Origin of the sequence: Shewanella acanthi (genome assembly GCF_019457475.1) — a bacterium.
GTDB classification, from domain to species: Bacteria; Pseudomonadota; Gammaproteobacteria; order Enterobacterales; family Shewanellaceae; genus Shewanella; species Shewanella acanthi.
Window position 1 is genome coordinate 3,607,233 of record NZ_CP080413.1, and the last position, 18,278, is coordinate 3,625,510.

At 47.3% G+C, this 18,278-nt stretch carries 18 protein-coding genes; all 18 read right to left on the bottom strand.

The window, feature by feature from the left end; translation table 11 throughout:
* Window positions 1-13 precede the first annotated feature (13 nt).
* Window positions 14-1,063: a rod shape-determining protein gene (locus tag K0H61_RS15410; RefSeq protein ID WP_220050358.1), complete on the bottom strand. Its 1,050-nt coding sequence runs from the start codon at window positions 1,061-1,063 to the stop codon at window positions 14-16.
* 342 nt (window positions 1,064-1,405) lie between these two features.
* On the bottom strand, window positions 1,406-4,366 hold the full coding sequence (locus K0H61_RS15415) for a DUF6701 domain-containing protein (protein ID WP_258405963.1): 2,961 nt from the start codon (window positions 4,364-4,366) through the stop codon (window positions 1,406-1,408).
* Window position 4,367: 1 nt separating this feature from the next.
* Window positions 4,368-4,838 carry an MSHA biogenesis protein MshP gene (locus K0H61_RS15420; protein ID WP_258405964.1) on the bottom strand — a complete coding sequence of 157 codons (471 nt, stop codon included), beginning with the start codon at window positions 4,836-4,838 and terminating at the stop codon, window positions 4,368-4,370.
* A complete protein-coding gene (locus K0H61_RS15425; RefSeq protein ID WP_220050360.1) occupies window positions 4,828-5,667 on the bottom strand; it encodes a PilW family protein in 840 nt (279 codons plus the stop codon). The genes K0H61_RS15420 and K0H61_RS15425 overlap by 11 nt, the downstream gene beginning before the upstream one ends.
* The gene (locus K0H61_RS15430) at window positions 5,667-6,203 is read right to left on the bottom strand and encodes a type II secretion system protein (RefSeq protein ID WP_220050361.1); all 537 of its coding nucleotides are present in this window, start codon (window positions 6,201-6,203) and stop codon (window positions 5,667-5,669) included. Before K0H61_RS15430 ends, K0H61_RS15425 begins: the two co-directional genes overlap by 1 nt.
* The gene (locus K0H61_RS15435; protein ID WP_220050362.1) at window positions 6,193-6,672 is read right to left on the bottom strand and encodes a pilus assembly FimT family protein; all 480 of its coding nucleotides are present in this window, start codon (window positions 6,670-6,672) and stop codon (window positions 6,193-6,195) included. The genes K0H61_RS15430 and K0H61_RS15435 overlap by 11 nt, the downstream gene beginning before the upstream one ends.
* Window positions 6,673-6,980: 308 nt before the next feature.
* Entirely contained in the window at window positions 6,981-7,496 is a 516-nt protein-coding gene (locus K0H61_RS15440; protein ID WP_220050363.1) for a type II secretion system protein, read from the bottom strand.
* A 92-nt stretch (window positions 7,497-7,588) separates the two neighbouring features.
* Window positions 7,589-8,206 (bottom strand): pilus assembly FimT family protein, encoded by a 618-nt coding sequence (locus K0H61_RS15445; RefSeq protein WP_220050364.1) that lies wholly within the window; start codon window positions 8,204-8,206, stop codon window positions 7,589-7,591.
* Between the two features lie 59 nt (window positions 8,207-8,265).
* Window positions 8,266-8,772, bottom strand: a complete 507-nt coding sequence (locus K0H61_RS15450; RefSeq protein WP_220050365.1) for an MSHA biogenesis protein MshF — start codon at window positions 8,770-8,772, stop codon at window positions 8,266-8,268.
* Between the two features lie 45 nt (window positions 8,773-8,817).
* Window positions 8,818-10,038: a type II secretion system F family protein gene (locus K0H61_RS15455; RefSeq protein WP_220050366.1), complete on the bottom strand. Its 1,221-nt coding sequence runs from the start codon at window positions 10,036-10,038 to the stop codon at window positions 8,818-8,820.
* 2 nt (window positions 10,039-10,040) lie between these two features.
* On the bottom strand, window positions 10,041-11,801 hold the full coding sequence (locus K0H61_RS15460) for a GspE/PulE family protein (RefSeq protein WP_220050367.1): 1,761 nt from the start codon (window positions 11,799-11,801) through the stop codon (window positions 10,041-10,043).
* Window positions 11,798-13,045 (bottom strand): tetratricopeptide repeat protein, encoded by a 1,248-nt coding sequence (locus K0H61_RS15465; protein WP_220050368.1) that lies wholly within the window; start codon window positions 13,043-13,045, stop codon window positions 11,798-11,800. The genes K0H61_RS15460 and K0H61_RS15465 overlap by 4 nt, the downstream gene beginning before the upstream one ends.
* Window positions 13,042-13,974, bottom strand: a complete 933-nt coding sequence (locus K0H61_RS15470; RefSeq protein ID WP_220050369.1) for an ExeA family protein — start codon at window positions 13,972-13,974, stop codon at window positions 13,042-13,044. The genes K0H61_RS15465 and K0H61_RS15470 overlap by 4 nt, the downstream gene beginning before the upstream one ends.
* A gap of 6 nt (window positions 13,975-13,980) precedes the next feature.
* The gene (gene mshL / locus K0H61_RS15475; protein WP_220050370.1) at window positions 13,981-15,663 is read right to left on the bottom strand and encodes a pilus (MSHA type) biogenesis protein MshL; all 1,683 of its coding nucleotides are present in this window, start codon (window positions 15,661-15,663) and stop codon (window positions 13,981-13,983) included.
* A gap of 17 nt (window positions 15,664-15,680) precedes the next feature.
* Window positions 15,681-15,995, bottom strand: a complete 315-nt coding sequence (locus K0H61_RS15480) for an MSHA biogenesis protein MshK (RefSeq protein WP_220050371.1) — start codon at window positions 15,993-15,995, stop codon at window positions 15,681-15,683.
* Window positions 15,982-16,632: an MSHA biogenesis protein MshJ gene (locus K0H61_RS15485; RefSeq protein ID WP_220050372.1), complete on the bottom strand. Its 651-nt coding sequence runs from the start codon at window positions 16,630-16,632 to the stop codon at window positions 15,982-15,984. The genes K0H61_RS15480 and K0H61_RS15485 overlap by 14 nt, the downstream gene beginning before the upstream one ends.
* Window positions 16,629-17,237, bottom strand: a complete 609-nt coding sequence (locus tag K0H61_RS15490; RefSeq protein ID WP_220050373.1) for a PilN domain-containing protein — start codon at window positions 17,235-17,237, stop codon at window positions 16,629-16,631. The genes K0H61_RS15485 and K0H61_RS15490 overlap by 4 nt, the downstream gene beginning before the upstream one ends.
* Window positions 17,234-18,112, bottom strand: coding sequence for a type IV pilus biogenesis protein PilM (locus K0H61_RS15495; RefSeq protein WP_220050374.1), 879 nt, complete (start codon window positions 18,110-18,112; stop codon window positions 17,234-17,236). The genes K0H61_RS15490 and K0H61_RS15495 overlap by 4 nt, the downstream gene beginning before the upstream one ends.
* Window positions 18,113-18,278 lie beyond the last annotated feature (166 nt).

The following is an 18,278-nucleotide window of genomic DNA, read 5'->3' on the forward strand; positions in this document are numbered from 1 at the left end:
TACCGAAGTGAGATTAGTTTTCTTCGGAGAACAGATCGCCACCGTGCATATCAATCATTTCAAGGGCTTTACCACCGCCGCGTGCTACGCAGGTCAGCGGATCGTCTGCAACCATCACAGGAATACCCGTTTCTTGCATTAACAGACGGTCTAAATCACGCAGCAATGCGCCACCACCGGTTAACACCATACCGCGCTCAGAAATATCTGAGGCTAACTCTGGTGGAGACTGCTCAAGCGCCACCATCACTGCGCTGACAATGCCCGATAACGGCTCTTGCAGAGCTTCTAAAATTTCGTTGCTGTTCAGAGTGAAGCTGCGTGGTACACCTTCTGCTAAATTGCGGCCACGAACTTCAATTTCGAGCACTTCATCACCTGGGTAAGCCGTACCGATTGTGTGCTTGATACGCTCAGCGGTGGCTTCACCAATCAAGCTGCCGTAGTTACGGCGAACGTAGTTGATGATAGCGTCGTCAAACTTATCGCCACCAATACGAACAGAAGATGAATAAACCACACCATTCAAAGAGATAATTGCCACTTCAGTGGTACCACCACCGATGTCGACAACCATAGAACCCGTTGCTTCAGATACGGGTAAGCCAGCACCGATTGCAGCCGCCATTGGCTCTTCAATTAAATACACTTCACGGGCGCCAGCGCCCATGGCTGATTCACGAATAGCACGACGTTCAACTTGAGTCGCCCCAACTGGCACACAAACCAATACGCGTGGGCTTGGACGGAAGAAACTGTTGTTATGCACTTGCTTAATAAAGTGCTGTAACATTTTTTCAGTCACATAGAAGTCTGCAATCACACCGTCCTTCATCGGACGAATGGCTTGGATATTGCCTGGCGTACGCCCCAGCATTTGTTTAGCTTCAGTACCAACCGCAGCTACAGACTTCTGACCGTTGCTACTACGCTCGCCACGTATTGCAACGACCGAGGGCTCATTTAGGACGATCCCTTCGTCACGAACATAAATTAATGTGTTAGCCGTACCTAAGTCGATCGATAGATCATTAGAAAAAACGCCGCGTAGCTTTTTGAACATGTAACTAGCCTGTATTCTGTGGAATCAGAAGATATGAAAAATCAGCTAACTTTATCAATGCCACCCTGATTCCACAAGACCATAGAGGTTAACATTCGCTAATGGAGTGTTTTTTTTTCAAATGTAACTCAAAAAAACAGTATTTAATCGAAATCTCCGCAATATCGATGAAAATTCCAACAGTTAAATTTTGAACCGCATACAAATAAATAACATCTAAACAACAATTTGTTCGCCCTAACAACGGGGATTTATGGCGACAATTCCACAACAAATTAGTCTCAATCCAAAGACAAAACCTAACTGTAAAAAGTGATGTTCAGACCATAAAAATCATGCTGATTAATTGACCTCACGCCAATATATAATTCGGTCGTGACCGCGGTAACGGCCAAAAAACGCACTTGCTCTTGGATCGAATAACTGGATTGGCTCTGTACCTGTCCAATTCCAGTACCATTCCAGCCATTCTGGCACATCCAAGGGCGCAGTCACCTGACCACGATAGAGGGTTCCCGATGTTGCGTTCGTACGCCAAAGTAAAGTGAGTTCACCGCCGATATAGCGAGTGACGCCAGCCCCAACAGCGCGACTAACACTCTGACCTGTTATAAGATCTGGATCGAAGGCATAGCCGAGTAAAGCATTATCCACTTGAGATCCCAGAGGATAATCCGCGATGGTACAACTATCATCGCTGCTTAATGTCCAGATGCTACCATTCCAGTACTCGGCTCGGCTCGGCATGGTCAATAGCTCTGTCTCTGGGCCATAGGTGTTATCCATCACCACTCGGCCATGGCGCAATTTTTGGGTACTTATCCGCTTAGCATTACAACTACTACAGGCGCCCGCAGTGGCGGCATCCATATCGGGCGAATTGATAGTGGAGTTAATACCATTAGGCAAAGGATCGTTATCCGCTAATTGCACACCAATATCGAGGGCCTCGAAGGGACCATCTTTAAAGAGAGTGGTCGCAGCAACCGGTGCCACTCGACTGAAGGTCACTGTTGTATCTATGTCAGCAATTCCCTTAACCCAACTGTCGTTGGTCATTGACAACGCGCTGAGGCGAGAGGAAAGTTCGACCCCATTGTCATTATTCTCCGCCACAAGCACCGCTGTGCCGAGGGCAAAATCCCCAAAGTAATTTTGGGTCACATTCCCAAAGAGATTTAAGGCACTCAGTGTCATCATCACAGGAAAAGGTTGGTCCATGTAGCTAAATACACTGCTGCAGGCCGGCGTTATCGCTGCATCTGTTAACCCAAAACTCGCAGGAACAAAACGGCCGATATTGGCCGAATAACTTAACGGAATATCTAAACTACTGGGCGCACCTAAGTAATTGGCACTCGCCAGAGCCGAGATTTGAAACACGCCGACTTCACTAATGGATTGATTGGTGATGGTATTGAGATTATCACTGGCCGAGGCATGACTGTAACTCGTCCTGCCAAGCACGCCATCAACACCGCCATTGGCGGTAGTTGGCGCAATGACATGGCTTGCGAGGGTCACATTGGTATCAATAAAATTTGGCGTGATAAGATTACCAGTGCAGAAATCATTGTCGGTATCCGACTGCCAAGCAACGGCCTGCACTGTCATATCAAAGAGTTGTCCTGCTTGTCGGAATACCTTGCAACTCATATCAGCACTGAGACAATAAGCAGTAATGTCAGATGGTTTAACGCACAGCCCGGCTGGTACGCTGACAAATTGATCAGAACCTGTCATCACAAGCCCGGCATCCTCAGCCGTGCCATCGTACCGAGCATCGAGTTGAACCTTGCCCGCATCGGGATAATTCACCTCAATCGATGCCACGCCATTAGTAAACTTCAGTGGAATTAAGGTTCTAGCGGCTATGTCTTTTCCAATCCTCGTCCCTGTTGCCGTGCCGGTCGCATCCCTGACGGTGAGTGATTGTTGCCAAGCACTTGGTATTGAAGATGGCGAGATATAGCTACTCCAAAACCCCACATTTTTGGTCGCATCGGCAAATGCGGGAACGCATTCTAGCGTCGAGTCAGATTTTCGCACCGCAGACACTGACACTGTGGTCGATTTATTCGCCCTTTTATCTGGCACATCGAAAATAAAGCCACTCTCGGCAAAGGCTAAGGTACAGGCTGCAGTCGACAATGCACCCGAACCACTACGGCACAAGGTTGCTGAGGTTGCGGCAGGACTTGCGCTCGATACATTGACAGTAATAGGTGTCACCACATTGTGGCGAAGGTCGACACTCGCAGTACCATTCACAAAAGTCACTGTGCTTGTTGATGTCGTAGTGCCAGGCAAATACCAACCACCGTTAGTCACCGGATTGGGGGATAAATTAGCACTAAAGGTATCAGTATATAGCGAACTACAGTTAGCATCGGTGCAGGCGCGTAGCTGCATGCTTTCGGCCTTGCAGGTCAATGGTGAAGAAGAGTAATCAATTTCAAAATGATCGAGTAGTGGCGCGGCCGGCTGCTGATCATTAACACTACCACTACTGATAAATAAGTAACGACTGGTCACACGACCATTTATTGTCGAACCGTTATTAATACTAATCCTTTCATTACTATAAACATAACCATTGAGTAATGCCCCACTATCTAGCTCGACATTGCCATATGCAACGATGAGCGCATTATTTGTGAGTGCTTCATTGAGTTTACCGCCATTAAAAAGGGCGGTTTGCTTAGTAAATATTCTCACATTCCCAAGTAATACAATATTGCCACCAGAATTCAGGGTAAAGGAATCGACCCAATAATCCCCAGCAGTTAATACCAGTGTCACTCCACTACCAATATTTATCTTACTAAAACGATATTCGGTTTGTGTCGGTGACATCGACAGCGTACAGGTTATATACAACTCAAGGGTATCAAATTGATTTTTTCCATCGGCACCAATGACGCTAGGGATACAGGTCGTAATGCTTCCCCCTGCTTTACTACTGTTAAGGAAATTCGGTTCATCATAACCACGCAGATCGAATCCGGTAATAGTACAACGACGTTTCCCCCCTGAGCCGTCATCACAACTTGACGTAGAAAGACTTCCACTGTTAGTGGAGCAGTAATTTAGCGCCTGTCCACCAGTGCCATTGATGATCCCATCCCCATATATTTCAAGTTGAGGTGCCGTGATTTTATGGCAATTATCATTGTTATTATCGTGATGCCCTTGAGCGACCTTAGGAAAGAAAACATTGAGATCAAAAGGTTGAATCGACACCGCATAAACAGGCAATACCAGCAGTCCCGCCAGCAAAAATGAAACAATACGTAATGCCAATCTAATTCCCACGGGCTTCGACCTCAACTTGACGGCTAACACGGATTTCGCCACTTTCGCATACCGCTAGACTGTTAATTCGATACTGGGTAAGGGTTCCAACCAAATAAGCGTTGCAATTGATATCCACAATGCAGGCATGAAATCCCACCACATCTGGAGGCGTCCACGAGCTGGAGGCTACGCAGGAGGGCGCTCCACCATTTAAAGGAAATAGCTGGGCTAACGCCGCATCGGCACCACTATTAGCAGCGGCTAACGCTCTTGTACCCCAGACCTCTTGGGTTAATCCTTCATCGGCATCCTTGACGATATTGATTAGTGCCGATGCCAGTAAAAACATCACAGTAATGACGAATATCCCAATCACTAAGGTACTGCCCTGCTGATAGCGTTTTTGCCTCAACGCAGGTGCTGGAGAATTGTGGCAGATTTTGCGGGCTTTTCTGTTGAGCATTTGTTTAAGGAACATTGGCCACCTGCACTTGATGTCGATACTGGAATGTCTCGCCATTGACATTAAATCTAGGTTGTAAATGCACCATCGAATTATTAACCAGTGTAGATGGGGTTAAAATCATCGGTAAATCAGCATTATCAACAAGATTGTTGGCAATGTTCTGCGCCATCAACACTCCCGTCCCCATCTCCGCAGGTGCGGGCTGATCCACCATTAACCCATAACCTACATAACGCTTTAGCGCCAAGCCATTGCTCACACCCTCCTCTTCAAAACAATAGCTTACCGCAGTTGAACCAAAATAGATCCGTCTCCGAGGCGAGGCTTCGGCAAAACGCATACTGGTAAAGGTGATGGTTGACTCATTCGCGATAGTCGTTACCCCAGAGATTAATGCGCGTTTTTGCCTCGCATCGTTATAGACATCAGCAGTAATTAGCGGGTATATCCAAGTATATTGACCTGCACTAATCGTAAGCGAACCATCGCTTATCACACGCCCAGAGGTGGAGGCAGCCTCTGGTGCAATGGGCATAACGAAATAGGTAGTACTCGCCTCAATCGGCACAAATTCGATACATTGATATCCAGCCCCCGTTGACAGCCGCAAGCTACTTGGTAAGGCTTCTCGTAAATCTCGGGTCATGCGCTCAACGGCAAAGCGACTTTGACTCAATACCTGATCGACAGAGCTGGACTCAACGAATATTCGCGTGCCAAAAATAATAAAGCTACTGACGCCCACGACCAAAATCCCCAAAATCAGCATCACTGTGACCATCTCAACTAGGGTAAACCCAAATTGGGAATGTTGAATCAATCGCTTAGTTGGCAGAGGCATCAATAATTGCTCCTTACCATATTATAGGTAATCACTTCGGCATCGGGCGTCGTCACGCTAATGGTCACCAGTTTGGTATTGGTAACATCTGGGTTATAGGCCACAGATACATTCAACCTATAGTTGGGATAAGCCTCTGCATAAGTCTGACTCGAATCGAGCATTGTGAAGCTTTCATCGAGGCCATTGTAATCATCAATATCGTCATAGTCGTTTCTTCCCTCACTCGACTCAGGCCCTAATACTGCCGAGCAAGGAACCCCTAATGGGCTGTCGCAGGCGGGAACGCCACCGCTTGCTCCGGTATTTTCATCGTATCGCTTACCCCAAATCTCATTCATTACCGAATGGGCAAGTTCGGCGCTGCGCACCCGCTGTAAGGTCTTCACTGCTCTATCACCTTGAGGAAAAAGCATACTCGTTAGCATCACGACAGCGATTGCAATCACCAACATGCCAATAACCAGTTCAATGAGGGTAAAACCCTGTTGCAGGTGATTTTTTAGTTCAGATTTACGGGGCAACTTAGTTGGCATAAATGTAACCCTCGCTGGAAATATTGATTAGCAAGGTTTCATCGGCCATCACCTCAATGCAGTTACCATTGCAAGCTAAGGATGTTCTGCCATAACTATCAAAATCCAGATTAAAGCTGTTTGCATGGTTAGAGATTAACGTCAAATTGGCACCGCCTTGAAAGACCTGTGAATCGAGAGGGCTTTGAGTTCCAATACACCCCGTATTATCACGGCCATCGAATTGAATTGTTTCAAAACCATTTGCAGATACCGCAATGCGATAGCATCTATCCGTATTATTCATCGCCTTCTGCTGCACCTTGCGCATCTCGGCCATAAATTCATTTCTCAGACTATAGGCACTGTAGGATGAAGGGGAAAAAAAGCGCGGCAGCACGGTCACCGACAATATCGAAATCAGTATGATGGTGGTGACTAACTCGACCAAGGTAAAACCAAGCTGTCTTTGTTGGGGATTTCTCAGCATCGTCCGCTTTCGCCGTAGATGTAGGTTCTAGGTTCTAGGTTCTAGGTTCTAGGTTCTAGGTTCTAGGTTCTAGGTTCTAGGTTCTAGGTTCTAGGTTCTAGGTTCTAGGTTCTAGGTTCTAGGTTCTAGGTTCTAGGTTCTAGGTTCTAGGTTCTAGGTTCTAGGTTCTAGGTTCTAGGTTCAGTGTCTGCCATAGTCGCGATGAAGGCAAATGCTTATTCGCATAGTCGCGTTTAATTCAAGCTATTGTATTTATTATCCTCAGTTAAAAAAAAGGCCTGCTAGGCAGGCCTTTTAGTAAGTAATTTCTAGCAACCAGTGTCTGTTACTGTAATCGTTGGCAATACCCCGTCTTCAGCAGGTTCGTAAACTAATTTACAACTTACTGTGGAAGATGTATCTGCAGGCGCACCACGTTGCCAAATTGTTGCTGTATTATTTGCGCCATCGGCGAGAATAATCCATTCATTAGTTCCTGATGCAGTTGGACTATTTCCAGCATCAAATTGAATATCCATACCAGCTTCTAACGCAGCAAGAGTTGCATCCATATAACCATAACGGATCCCAACATCATCCCCAGTATCCGTTGTACCGGCAATATCTACTGTTGTTACAGCAGTTTTTTCTACGCCTGCTAATGCAGCCTTTGAATACACTAGAGAGTTTGCACCTTGGATAGAAGCTTTTAATCCTTGCAATGTCGATGCCCGAGCATCGCTTTGCAGGTTAATAAACTTAGGTGCCGCTGTGACAGCAAGAATACCTAGGATAATGATCACTACGACTAACTCAATTAAGGTAAAGCCCTGTTGTCTTTTCATAAAAAATTACCTTTTACGTGAGAACTAAATCATTTTAGCTGTTTATAAAATAAGTGACTAATTGCAAAAATAAAATAAAATTTTTTAAACTATTATGGGGTAAATGGTGTTTGGGTAAAGCTTAACACTCTGCCTGTACCAGGATTATAAATCACCCCTTTAGCCCCCGAAGTCGACAGATCCGGCGCCGGTGTTGGTACCCCTGATGTTTGGTCTATCACCAGTGAAGCAACCTGATGGTAAACACACAAATCTAAACCTGCTACTGTGGCCCCTGAAATAGCAATGGCACTTCCGCCCGCACCATCAATTACCCTTACGGTATAACGTTGATTACGCGCATCCTCAGTATAGAGTACATTTCGCGGGGCATTTTGTAGGATAGTACTGAATACTTGCTGACAACTCGCATCTGACATTGCCGTCGCATCGGTTGCACCGATTCCCGTTGGAAAACCAAAGCGGGGGTCAAGGGAAACCGAGCTTCCATCTAAAATCACAGTGCTATTTTGACGACCATCGACTTCCCACTGTGAACGAACAAAGCTAACAGCAGTCGATAAGCCCCCAGCAACGCCGTCTACACTCGCATCTTCGGCATCGTCAGTGACATTTAAAAACCGTGGAATCGCTGTCGCCGCTAAGAGACCCAATATGACGATCACGATAACGAGCTCGATCAATGAAAATCCTTTTATCTTACTTTTCATCAGCTTCTCCCTATCCAACCCGATTTATTCTAACAGCAAATTGATTATAAAAACGTCTACTAGTTAACACTATTTAAGGAATATTTAAGCAAAATTGCCCTACCTGTATCCAGTTGATAGCTGATCTTATCCTTGGACTCAACCCGAAATACACAGCTGTTTTCATTCGAATAATACTCTGCGATTGGCGCGCCACGCTTCATTTCGCCACCCATAAGTTGCTGCCAAAGTACCTGGCACCCCTCTGAATCCATCGATTTAGGCTGTGGCCAGCCTAAACGATTAAAAGGGACTAAAGATGGCGCCTCAACACTTGACTCAGCAAACTGTTCCCAATCCAGCGCCATTTGCTGTGGCTTACCTAAGGATAACCATTGCGAACGCACCATCGTCAGCACATTAAGCAGACGCGTATGTTCAAGTTCCATATTTCTAGCCGCCATTTGTGGCACCGCCGAGAAATACTTCACGCCAATAAACGCCAACATTAACAGCAGCACAGTGATTGTCACCATACGCCCAAATATTCTTAAGAGATCACTATCGGCCTTTTGCTGGCTCTGCATCTACTGACTTTCCTTTTGGGTCATCGACGCCCACTTAACGCTACGTTATTTGCCGCCCTTGACCACATTCAGCATATCCCACATAGGCAGATAAATGCCCAATGCGAGGATTAATACCACCACGGCGACAATCCCAATAAGAATAGGCTCTAATTTGGCGGTGAGGTTTTTGAGGTCATAGTCCACTTCTCCCTCATAAAAATCCGCAGCATCATTCAATAATTGATCAATCTGGCCAGTCTCTTCACCTACAGCCACCATTTGCAACACTAAGGGGGTAAATAGCTGGCTTTGATTCGATACCCGAAGCATGGATTCGCCCGACTCAATCCCGCGGCGCATACCGACAATCTTGTCGTGCATGTAGGCATTATCTACTGCATCGGCGACTAGACTCAGCGCCTGTGTCATAGGCACACCCGCACCTAACATCATCGAAAAACTGCGGCAATATCGCGATAACGTCGAACGCTCGATAATGGAGCCCACCGCGGGGATATGCAGCTTCCACTTATCCCACTGTTTTTCGCCTTTCTCGGTTTGATGCCAAGCACGCACTCCTATAATCGAACCTATTAATACCACAAGCATCAGCGGCCAGTAGTTCACAAACAGACTCGAGGTACCAATCAAGATCTTCGTTGCCCAAGGCAAATCAGCACCAAACCGAGAGAACATATCCGCAAATTTAGGGATAACCATAATGTTCAAAATCACCATCGCAATGGCTATCGCAATTAACACAAAGATAGGGTAACGCATCGCCGCCTTAATCCTGCGACGGGTTTCCTGCTCTCGCTCGATATAACCCGATAGCTGGATAAAGGCGTCCTCCAATCGACCGGTGTTCTCCCCCACATGCACCATAGAGACAAACAATGAATCGAATACATCGGGATGTTGGTTCATGGCCGATGACAAGGGTCTACCTGCGGTTAATTGCTCGGAAATATCGTCAAGCGCATCCTTCATCCGCTGGGAATGAGAGGTTTCCGACAGCCCCGCAATCGCTCTCAGGATAGGAATACCAGAGCGAGTTAAAGAATACATTTGCCGCGTAAAGATTTGCAGCTCATCGAGGGCGACTTTACGGACGAACAACTGTGACAATGAAAAGGATTGGGTTTCCTTGGCAACCTTAACCTCAAGGGGAATAATGCCACGGGAAAGCAGAGTATCGGCGGCCGCACTCTCGGAGGCCGCATCGAGCTGCCCCGTTACGGCCTGACCTTGTCCACTACGTCCTCGGTACTGATAAACCGGCATAATTACGCCTCATTGTCCTGTAGGCTTAGGATATCCTTAGATAACGGCACCTGCGATTCACTCACATCTTCAACAAGCTTAGCCACCTCTTCAATGGTCGTCATACCCTCAGCTAAATATTGCAGGGCAGATGCAGCAAGTGGGGTAAAATTAGGGCTTTGGATTGCTGCGCGAGCAAAATCCTGTGGGTTGCCGGTGCGCATCGCATCAATCATTTTCTCATCAAGCTCGAGAATTTCGAATATCCCCACTCGGCCACGGTAACCACTGCCGTTGCAGCTCTGACAGCCATAACCCTTACGAAATTTAGCCGTCGAGAAATCGATGCGACTCACGCTGCTAAGCCAAGCCATTTCTGAAGGCGTTGGTTGATAATCCGCGCCGCAGTTATGGCATACCCGACGTACCAGTCGCTGGGCAATAATCACCCTCAAGGCACTCGCCACTAAGTAGCTCGCCGCCCCCATATCGAGTAGACGCAGTGCACTGGTCACCGCATCGTTGGTATGCAGGGTCGAAAGAACAAAGTGACCCGTTAATGCGCCCCTTAAACCAATCTCGACGGTTTCTTGGTCCCGCATCTCCCCCACCATGATGATGTCGGGGTCTTGACGTAAAGTGGTACGCAATACATTTGAAAAATCTAGGCCAATCTTATGGTTAACTTGTACTTGGTTGATCCGCGGTAATTGGTATTCCACCGGATCTTCTACGGTAATAATCTTGCGATCGGCGGTATTTAACTCACTGAGGATTCCGTAAAGCGTGGTGGTTTTACCGCTACCCGTTGGCCCAGTGACTAACAGCATGCCGTGGGGTCGTTTAATCTGTTTGCGAATGCGCTCAAGGATATGTGGCGGCATCCCTGTTTCATTAAGTGTAAGTAGGCCCGCCGATTGATCCAACAGACGCATTACCACGGATTCACCGTGGTAAATCGGCATGGTCGAGATCCGCACATCGATCTTATGGCCTTTAATTTCCATATGGAAACGACCATCCTGCGGCAAACGTTTCTCAGAAATATCGAGCCCCGCCATTAACTTAAGGCGCAGTACCAAAGCAGCGGCAATATTGACCTCATTGAGCGTGGTCTCGTGTAGCTGACCGTCGATACGCTGACGAATGCGCAGCACTTTCTCGCCAGGCTCAATATGAATATCCGAGGCGCGCATTTGCACCGCATCCTCGAAAATAGATTGCAGTAACTTAACGACCGTGGTTTCGTTATCGCTGTCGGCCGAGGTAAGGCTTGCCAAATCGAACATCTGATCGGCGGCGTACTCTTCTTCCAGCTTACCCGCAATTTGGGCGATTTGATCGGTGCGACGATACAGGTTATCGAAGGCCTGCATCAATTGCTGCTCGGGCGCAACTGCTAGGGTGAGTTTTTTCGGCGCCACCAGCACTTCGAGATTATCGAGCGCCTGCAAGTCTGCAGGGTCGCTCATGGCCACCAGAATACTGTCGCCATTGACTTCAACCGCCAGGGCGCGAAAACGCCGCGCCTGCACCTCGGGAATTAATTGCACTACTTCGGCGGAAATCGGTCTTTTACTAATATCCAACAGTGGCAGGTTTAGCTGTTGCGACAAAAATTGCAGTAGTTGATGTTCGGTAATCGACTGTAAATCGATGAGCGTCCGCCCAAGCTTATGTCCCGTCCTACGCTGATCGGTTAACGCCTGCTGTAGCTGTTCTTCAGTGATGATCGCTTCTTGAACTAACAGATCGCCTAAACGCATTTTTAATCTGGGTTTCATTGGCTATCCCCTAGTTGGTGTAATCTTTGTTCAATGAAGGCCGTGGCTTGGGCAGAAAGCCCTTCATGGCTAAGCGCACTGCGATAAGCTTGACTCGCCTTGGCGTACTGCTGCTGGGAATCTAGCGCATAGGCTAACCCCATCCACCATTTTCCCTGTCTTGGTTCCTGCTGTAATAAATTACGATAGGCCCGCTCCACCAGTGAAAATTGCCCCTGCTTTTGGGCTAAGTCGCTCTGGGCAAGCCATTTTTGGCGCGCAAGTTCATGGCTATCGGGAATTTGCGAAAGGCTCGCCAAGGCTAGCTCTGTCTGTCCACTCTCCTGCTGAGTGCGAGCCAATAACAACGCAAATTCATATTCCTGCGGATAAAGTAATCGCCCCTGCTCCAGCACCCTTTGCGCCTCAGTTAACTGTCCCTCGCCATAGTAAAGCGCAGCCAGTTGTTTTCTCGTTTCGTGCAAACTGGCATCAAGGCTTAACGCTTTATTGAAATGGTCGATGGCTTTTTTTGCTTTCCCCGAATTTTGAGCATTTATGGCAAGCGTTACTTGCTTTTGGGCTAACTGGCTAGGCGAAAGTTTGACCTCGGTAACCGCCATTTGGGTGGCCGCTTTGATAGGTTCACTCTTAGTCTCAGACTTAGCTTCTGTGTTAACTTCTGTGTTAGCTGCTAACTTAGCGTCTTGCTTAGGCACTGCAGCTGGCTTGAGTTCGACGTTGACCGAATCAATCACAGAAGGCTGACTCGATGTCACTTGGGCGACTTTTACATCATTTGCATTGGGTACAGATGCATAAGCTTCATTTGCAGTGCTTTCTGGCGCGTTGTTCTCAGTGGCAGCGCTGACCGCAACCTTAGATTCAGCTTGAGGAGTGACTTGCTGCGCTACGGTATTGTCTGGGACTGCTTGCGGATAATTTGAAGAAACGCGCTCCTGAGTTTGAACCGTTATGTCAGCGTCACCATTAAGGCTATTTTCTATAACGACTTCAGTCTCTTTCGCGATTTTAAGAGCATCTACGGCCACAGCCGATGCACTCTCTACTCGTTCCATGTTTGCATTTTGAAAAGCATAAACAGATAAACCACCAAGAAACAGAGATGCCAAACTCATAGGTAACCATTTACGCGAACTTGTGGTGCGACCAAAATACTGCACCTGCTGAGGGGAAATATTAGCGACGGCATGTTCATGCTGACGTTTATCTAGATCCTGCAGCATCTTATTGATAACACTCATACGCTATTACCCCACAGCAAGCGTAAATCTTCGCCCCACATCGCCAAGGCGACAAACATGGCTGTCAGGGTCATCAGTGCAATAGCCACATAGGTTGACCATCTAAACGGCGTTTGATTGCAGGCATCTTCAGTATCTAGGATGGCACCTTTGACATGGGCAGCATTAACATGGCTTGACCCTTCGCCAAAACTGAGCATTAATGCTTTGTGGGACAAGATATTGATTAATCTTGGGATCCCCCTTGATGCATCGGCTATTTTACGGGTTAGCTTTGGGCTAAACAGCGGTGCACCAGCACAGCCAGCAACCGCTAGGCGGTAACAGATATAGGCGTCGGTTTCATCCCAAGTAAGGGGTCTTAAGTTATAACTAAAGGTGATGCGTTGCCTTAGCTGGCGAAAAGATGGGAGTTTTAACCTTTCATCAAGCTCGGGCTGACCAAATAGCACTACTTGGAGCAACTTACGATTTTCGGTTTCAAGATTTGTGAATAACCTTAACGCCTCTAGGCTCTCATCGGGCAAAGCCTGCGCTTCATCGAGCACTAATACAATAGAATGTCCATGGGCACTTAAGGCCAATAGCTGTTGCTGAATCAGCCCAGTTAACTGCTGCTGGTCGATGTCAGAGGAATACTTAAGTCCTAATTCGTTTGCGACCGCCCAACGTAATTCTGTTGGACTTAAATAGGGATTGGGTAAATACGCACAATTAAACCCTGGGGGCAGCTCATTAATCAGCTTACGACAAATCAAGGTTTTACCCGTGCCAACTTCACCTGTGACCTTGATAAAGCCTTCCCCAGTCTGCAACGCTGTTTGCAGTACCTGCAAAGCCTCGACATGTGGCCATAACCCGAAAAAAAATCCGGTATTCGGCGTTAATGAAAACGGGGCTTGGCTTAAACCAAAATGATTTAAGTACATGAACGTTTACTTATTCTCTGGGTACCAACGGTCGAGTAAAGCCTTTGAACGCTCTAACTCATTGCGCCAAGTATCATTACCGACAACAGTGGGCTTGAGCAAAATCACCAGTTCGGTTTTTTTCATTGCCTGACTGCGATTCTTAAACAGTTCACCCACCAGCGGAATAGAACCTAACAGTGGCACCTGTGAAATCACTTCTGTGCTTTCACTCTTCATTAGACCGCCTATCACCACCACATCGCCCGAAGCGGCACGGATTACGGTATCCGACTCACGGATCTCACTCTGTGCCAGTGGCAGTTCTAAGGTTTCGCTACTGACCTTGATGTCTTTGGTTTGCTCTTTTACATCAATAACAGAAGGATGCACGTGCAGTAACACATTGCCGTCCTCATCGATTTGCGGGGTAACATCGAGCGCAATGCCCGAGAAGAAAGGCGTTAACTCCACCTGAGGCGTCGTCACTGTGGTAGTTGCCGCAACTGTAGTTGAAGACACATCGGTCACGAAGTACTCATCGGTACCCACCTTAATCACTGCCTTTTGGTTATTCGATGCCGTCACCCTTGGGCTCGATAGCACATCCACATCGCCCTGAGTATCGAGCAGATTAATCATGGTAGCAAAGTCAGAACCTGTGATGCTTAAAGACGTTACTCCACCGATTGCAGTGGTGATGGTATCGCTCAGACCTGGGCCTGCAGCTGTACCAAAATTAACCTTAGTATTGCCATTGGCAAAGGCACTACCTAATACGTTATCCCACTGAATTCCCTGCTGATAACCGTCGGATAAGGTGACTTCGAGGATCTTGGCTTCCAAAATCACCTGCCGCTGTAGATGGGTTTCGGCTGAGTTTAAGAAACTGCGAACCTGACGCAGTTCATTAGGATAGGCACGGACTGTCACTAAGCCTGCCTGCGGCGTCACCACCACCTGACGTCCATCGCCAGAATCACCAATAATAGCGGCGAGCGTCTCTTTTAAATCACCCCAAAAATCGGTTTTGGTGCGTGAACGAATAAAGGTGCCATTGGTACTGTCATTACTGTTATTGTTGCCGTTACTGCCATTATTCGAGCTGTTATTGCCAAAGTTACTGTTATTGGAATTGCTATTCGAATTGCTGTTATTCGAGTTGTTATTGTTGTCCGAGATCCGGCCCGAACTGACAGAGGTTAACGACAGTCCGTCGCGCTCCATATAGAGGTAATTCAGCGGAAATGTCTCGGTACGCAGCCCTGCTGGGAAAACGCGCAACACACGTCCTTCACGGCTCACTTCATAGCCGTAAATATCTTCAACCACTTGAATGGCTTCGCTTAGGGTCACCCCTTTAAGTGACAGTGAAATCTTACCCTGCACCTCTGGGTGCATCGCCACACTGAATGGCGTGCCTTGCACTAGGCTTGGGAAAAACACTTTAGCATCCACATCGCGGGCTGACACATCGAAACGACGCTCAGTCTCCATTGATGGGCTTAATCCTGACGTTAACGCATTGGCATTGAGTTCGCGCTGAACATCGGCAGGCATAGTCGGTGGCGGTGGCACCATAGCAGGCGCAGTCGTTTGCATCGAAGCGGTTAAGGCTTCCTTTGATGCTTCTGGCTGGGGCCTATCTGACGTCTGACAAGCAACCAAGCAAATCGAGAGCAAAGGCGTGATGTATTTGAAGGCTGTCATTTGAGTTGTTTTCCCTATCACTCTGTAATTGCTTTAAATAAAGCTAATTTTCGACCGTCTGAAAGCGACACTGCTGTAGAGGTAATGCGCACCACTTTTACCCCTTGAATACTGTCGCCCACGGACAAAATCTTATTGTTGATAACCGCATAGGCTGAGCTACCGGAATTGACAATACTTTGCAGCACTAAGGCCTGCTGACGATTTGAAGATGAAGCTCCAGCGCCCGCAACGCCCTTCCCCGGCAACGTTGGGTCACGTAAGCTCTCTGCCGCAACCTGAGTGCTCAGCCCTAGCAATGCGATGAAAAGATAAGACTTATTTAGCAACACTGATAAAGTCCCTATTGATGCTCAAGGTATAAAGCTCGATATCTATCTTACCCTTTGGATAGTCGGCCACTTTATAGTCGAGTTTTTTCCAATAAAGTTTGTCGGGCATGGCTTCGATCGCCTCGACAAAGCGCAGCACGGAGAAATAATCCCCCTCTAAAGCCATACTGATCCCATGGCTGTAGAGATTAAGTTTTTTATCCTCACCCACTTCGAGCAGGGGCACAGGGGCAATAGACGTGAATTTAACTAACTTAATGCCTTGGGTCTGCGAGAGTAAATGACTCAATAATTCAGGCATATAGTCCGCAGGTACCATATCAACCATCAGCTCGTTAAGCTTGGCATCAATATCCTGATTTTGCTTGAGTAACTTAGTCAGCCGCTGTTGATAGTCATGGTTAGGATCCATCGCCAGACGCTGTTGATACATTTCAATCTGCTGCTGCGAAATGCCGTTTTCCATTGTCACGGTTTTAAGCTGCTGCGCAGCTTGGGTGTGCGACTTCCATAACGACTCCATCGGAAGATAGGCTAAGGTCGCCAAAACACCTATGGTGGCTATGCTTATCATTAACCGTTCGCGCTGGCTTAAGGCATCAAATTTCTGCCCTAGGAGTTTCCATCGTTCCTTCATCGAGCAGGCTCCTTACTCTTAGGGGTCTCGCTGGTCAGCGTGAAGGCCAAGGGCTTATCGTCACCACGGTCCATGGTCATTGAGGAAAATGCCTGCCCCTTGAGGGTTGTGGTGGTTTTTAATTTGCCCACCCATTGGGGGATATACTGTGGATGCTCAGCAAAACCCTCGAACATAAAATGCTGCTCGTTAATCATAATATGATTTAGCCAAACCGAAGCATCGGAAACTTTGGCTAAATCTTTGAGAACCGGCGCAAAACCGCGACTAGTGAGCTTGGCCCGCACCGCAAGTTCACCCATTAACAATTGTTTTAGTTCTAGCTGCTGTGCCTCAAGCTCTACCCTAGACACCAATTCTGCATCGGGTTTACGGGCGCTAATCTGAGCAACTAAATCGGCCTTTTCTTTTTCGAGTTGTTGTTTGGTTTGATTTGCGCTTTGCAGTGCCTGTTGCGATTGCAGGAGTTCCCAATAGCTAAACGCGCCCAATGCTAGGGATAACACCACTAAAGCCGCAGCATAACTGCCGAGTTTAGCGAAAGTTAAGCTCTGCTTAGGAGGGAGTAACGCGGCAGAATATAAATTAACTCTCGATTTAATCACTGGGCACCTCGTGAAAGTTCACTAAAGGCTAGGCCTGCCATCCGCGCACCCACGGAGTTTTTCTCAATCACGTTAACGGACTGATTAAAGTTAGCCGATACTAGCTTAGCTAAGGCCTCGGTTGCGCCGTCAGTCAATAGCTCAATGGAAGCCACGGGAGGCTGGCGTAGTTGACTCTCAAAATAGTCCATAGAGCGCTGAATTTCTAAGCTTAAATTATCGGCTAAACCATAATTAAGCTCATCAACTTCGGCCTTATTCAATTCGGTGAAGCCACGCACTCGGCGCTGCATATAGAGCTGCCCTTCTTTTACTACTGTCAGCATGAGTTCGCTGCCAGGATTATGGCTGACCACCAATCGTGCCTGAGCATCATCGATAAACAGGTTAGTCATGGCTAACTCTTCGATGCTAATCCCAAGAATACTGAGCCCAAGCTCATTAATGGCTTGAACCAGCTTCATTAACTTGTCTTTTTCGACAACTACCACATTCACCTTATTGCTAGGCAATGGTGATTCGAAGTAATCCAAATGGATTTGCGGCACCGGAATAGTAACCATGTCCTTGATCGACCAAATTAATGCCTGAGCAAGTTCAGCCTCGTCGACACTGGGTTTATCGGCGACCAGCAGTTGATAACGGCCATGGGCCAAAAGGAGTTGTAGCTTCGCTTGGGGAAAATGACGTGCAAGTGGCGCGAAGGCGTCATGCCAATTGTCTTGAGCCAGTTCAAATGACTGCCACTGTTCACGTTGGGCGGGAGTTTCAGGGATATAGACCCAAAGCTTATCGGCACAGAGATAGACGCCTAAGGTGGCCGACGAGGCTTTAGGGCGCCAAAAGGCTAACTTAGCTATCAATTCATTATCCATAAAATGCCTATAATCCGATGAAGTAAACACTTGCGTCATAAGCCCGCGCGCAGTGTTTGCCTTAAACTACGCAACGAAAGTATCAGAATTACACTCCTGCCATTGCACCTGTCATAATTTTGGCACTGGCTAGTTTAGCCACTAACATGTGAATTTTATAGAAAAA

Coding starts and splice junctions, on each gene's coding strand:
- K0H61_RS15410 (WP_220050358.1), bottom strand. CDS start 1,063: ATGTTCAAAAAGCTACGCGGCGTTTTTTCTAATGATCTATCGATCGAC.
- K0H61_RS15420 (WP_258405964.1), bottom strand. CDS start 4,838: ATGTTCCTTAAACAAATGCTCAACAGAAAAGCCCGCAAAATCTGCCAC.
- K0H61_RS15425 (WP_220050360.1), bottom strand. CDS start 5,667: ATGCCTCTGCCAACTAAGCGATTGATTCAACATTCCCAATTTGGGTTT.
- K0H61_RS15430 (WP_220050361.1), bottom strand. CDS start 6,203: ATGCCAACTAAGTTGCCCCGTAAATCTGAACTAAAAAATCACCTGCAA.
- K0H61_RS15435 (WP_220050362.1), bottom strand. CDS start 6,672: ATGCTGAGAAATCCCCAACAAAGACAGCTTGGTTTTACCTTGGTCGAG.
- K0H61_RS15440 (WP_220050363.1), bottom strand. CDS start 7,496: ATGAAAAGACAACAGGGCTTTACCTTAATTGAGTTAGTCGTAGTGATC.
- K0H61_RS15445 (WP_220050364.1), bottom strand. CDS start 8,206: ATGAAAAGTAAGATAAAAGGATTTTCATTGATCGAGCTCGTTATCGTG.
- K0H61_RS15450 (WP_220050365.1), bottom strand. CDS start 8,772: ATGCAGAGCCAGCAAAAGGCCGATAGTGATCTCTTAAGAATATTTGGG.
- K0H61_RS15455 (WP_220050366.1), bottom strand. CDS start 10,038: ATGCCGGTTTATCAGTACCGAGGACGTAGTGGACAAGGTCAGGCCGTA.
- K0H61_RS15460 (WP_220050367.1), bottom strand. CDS start 11,801: ATGAAACCCAGATTAAAAATGCGTTTAGGCGATCTGTTAGTTCAAGAA.
- K0H61_RS15465 (WP_220050368.1), bottom strand. CDS start 13,045: ATGAGTGTTATCAATAAGATGCTGCAGGATCTAGATAAACGTCAGCAT.
- K0H61_RS15470 (WP_220050369.1), bottom strand. CDS start 13,974: ATGTACTTAAATCATTTTGGTTTAAGCCAAGCCCCGTTTTCATTAACG.
- mshL (WP_220050370.1), bottom strand. CDS start 15,663: ATGACAGCCTTCAAATACATCACGCCTTTGCTCTCGATTTGCTTGGTT.
- K0H61_RS15485 (WP_220050372.1), bottom strand. CDS start 16,632: ATGAAGGAACGATGGAAACTCCTAGGGCAGAAATTTGATGCCTTAAGC.
- K0H61_RS15495 (WP_220050374.1), bottom strand. CDS start 18,112: ATGGATAATGAATTGATAGCTAAGTTAGCCTTTTGGCGCCCTAAAGCC.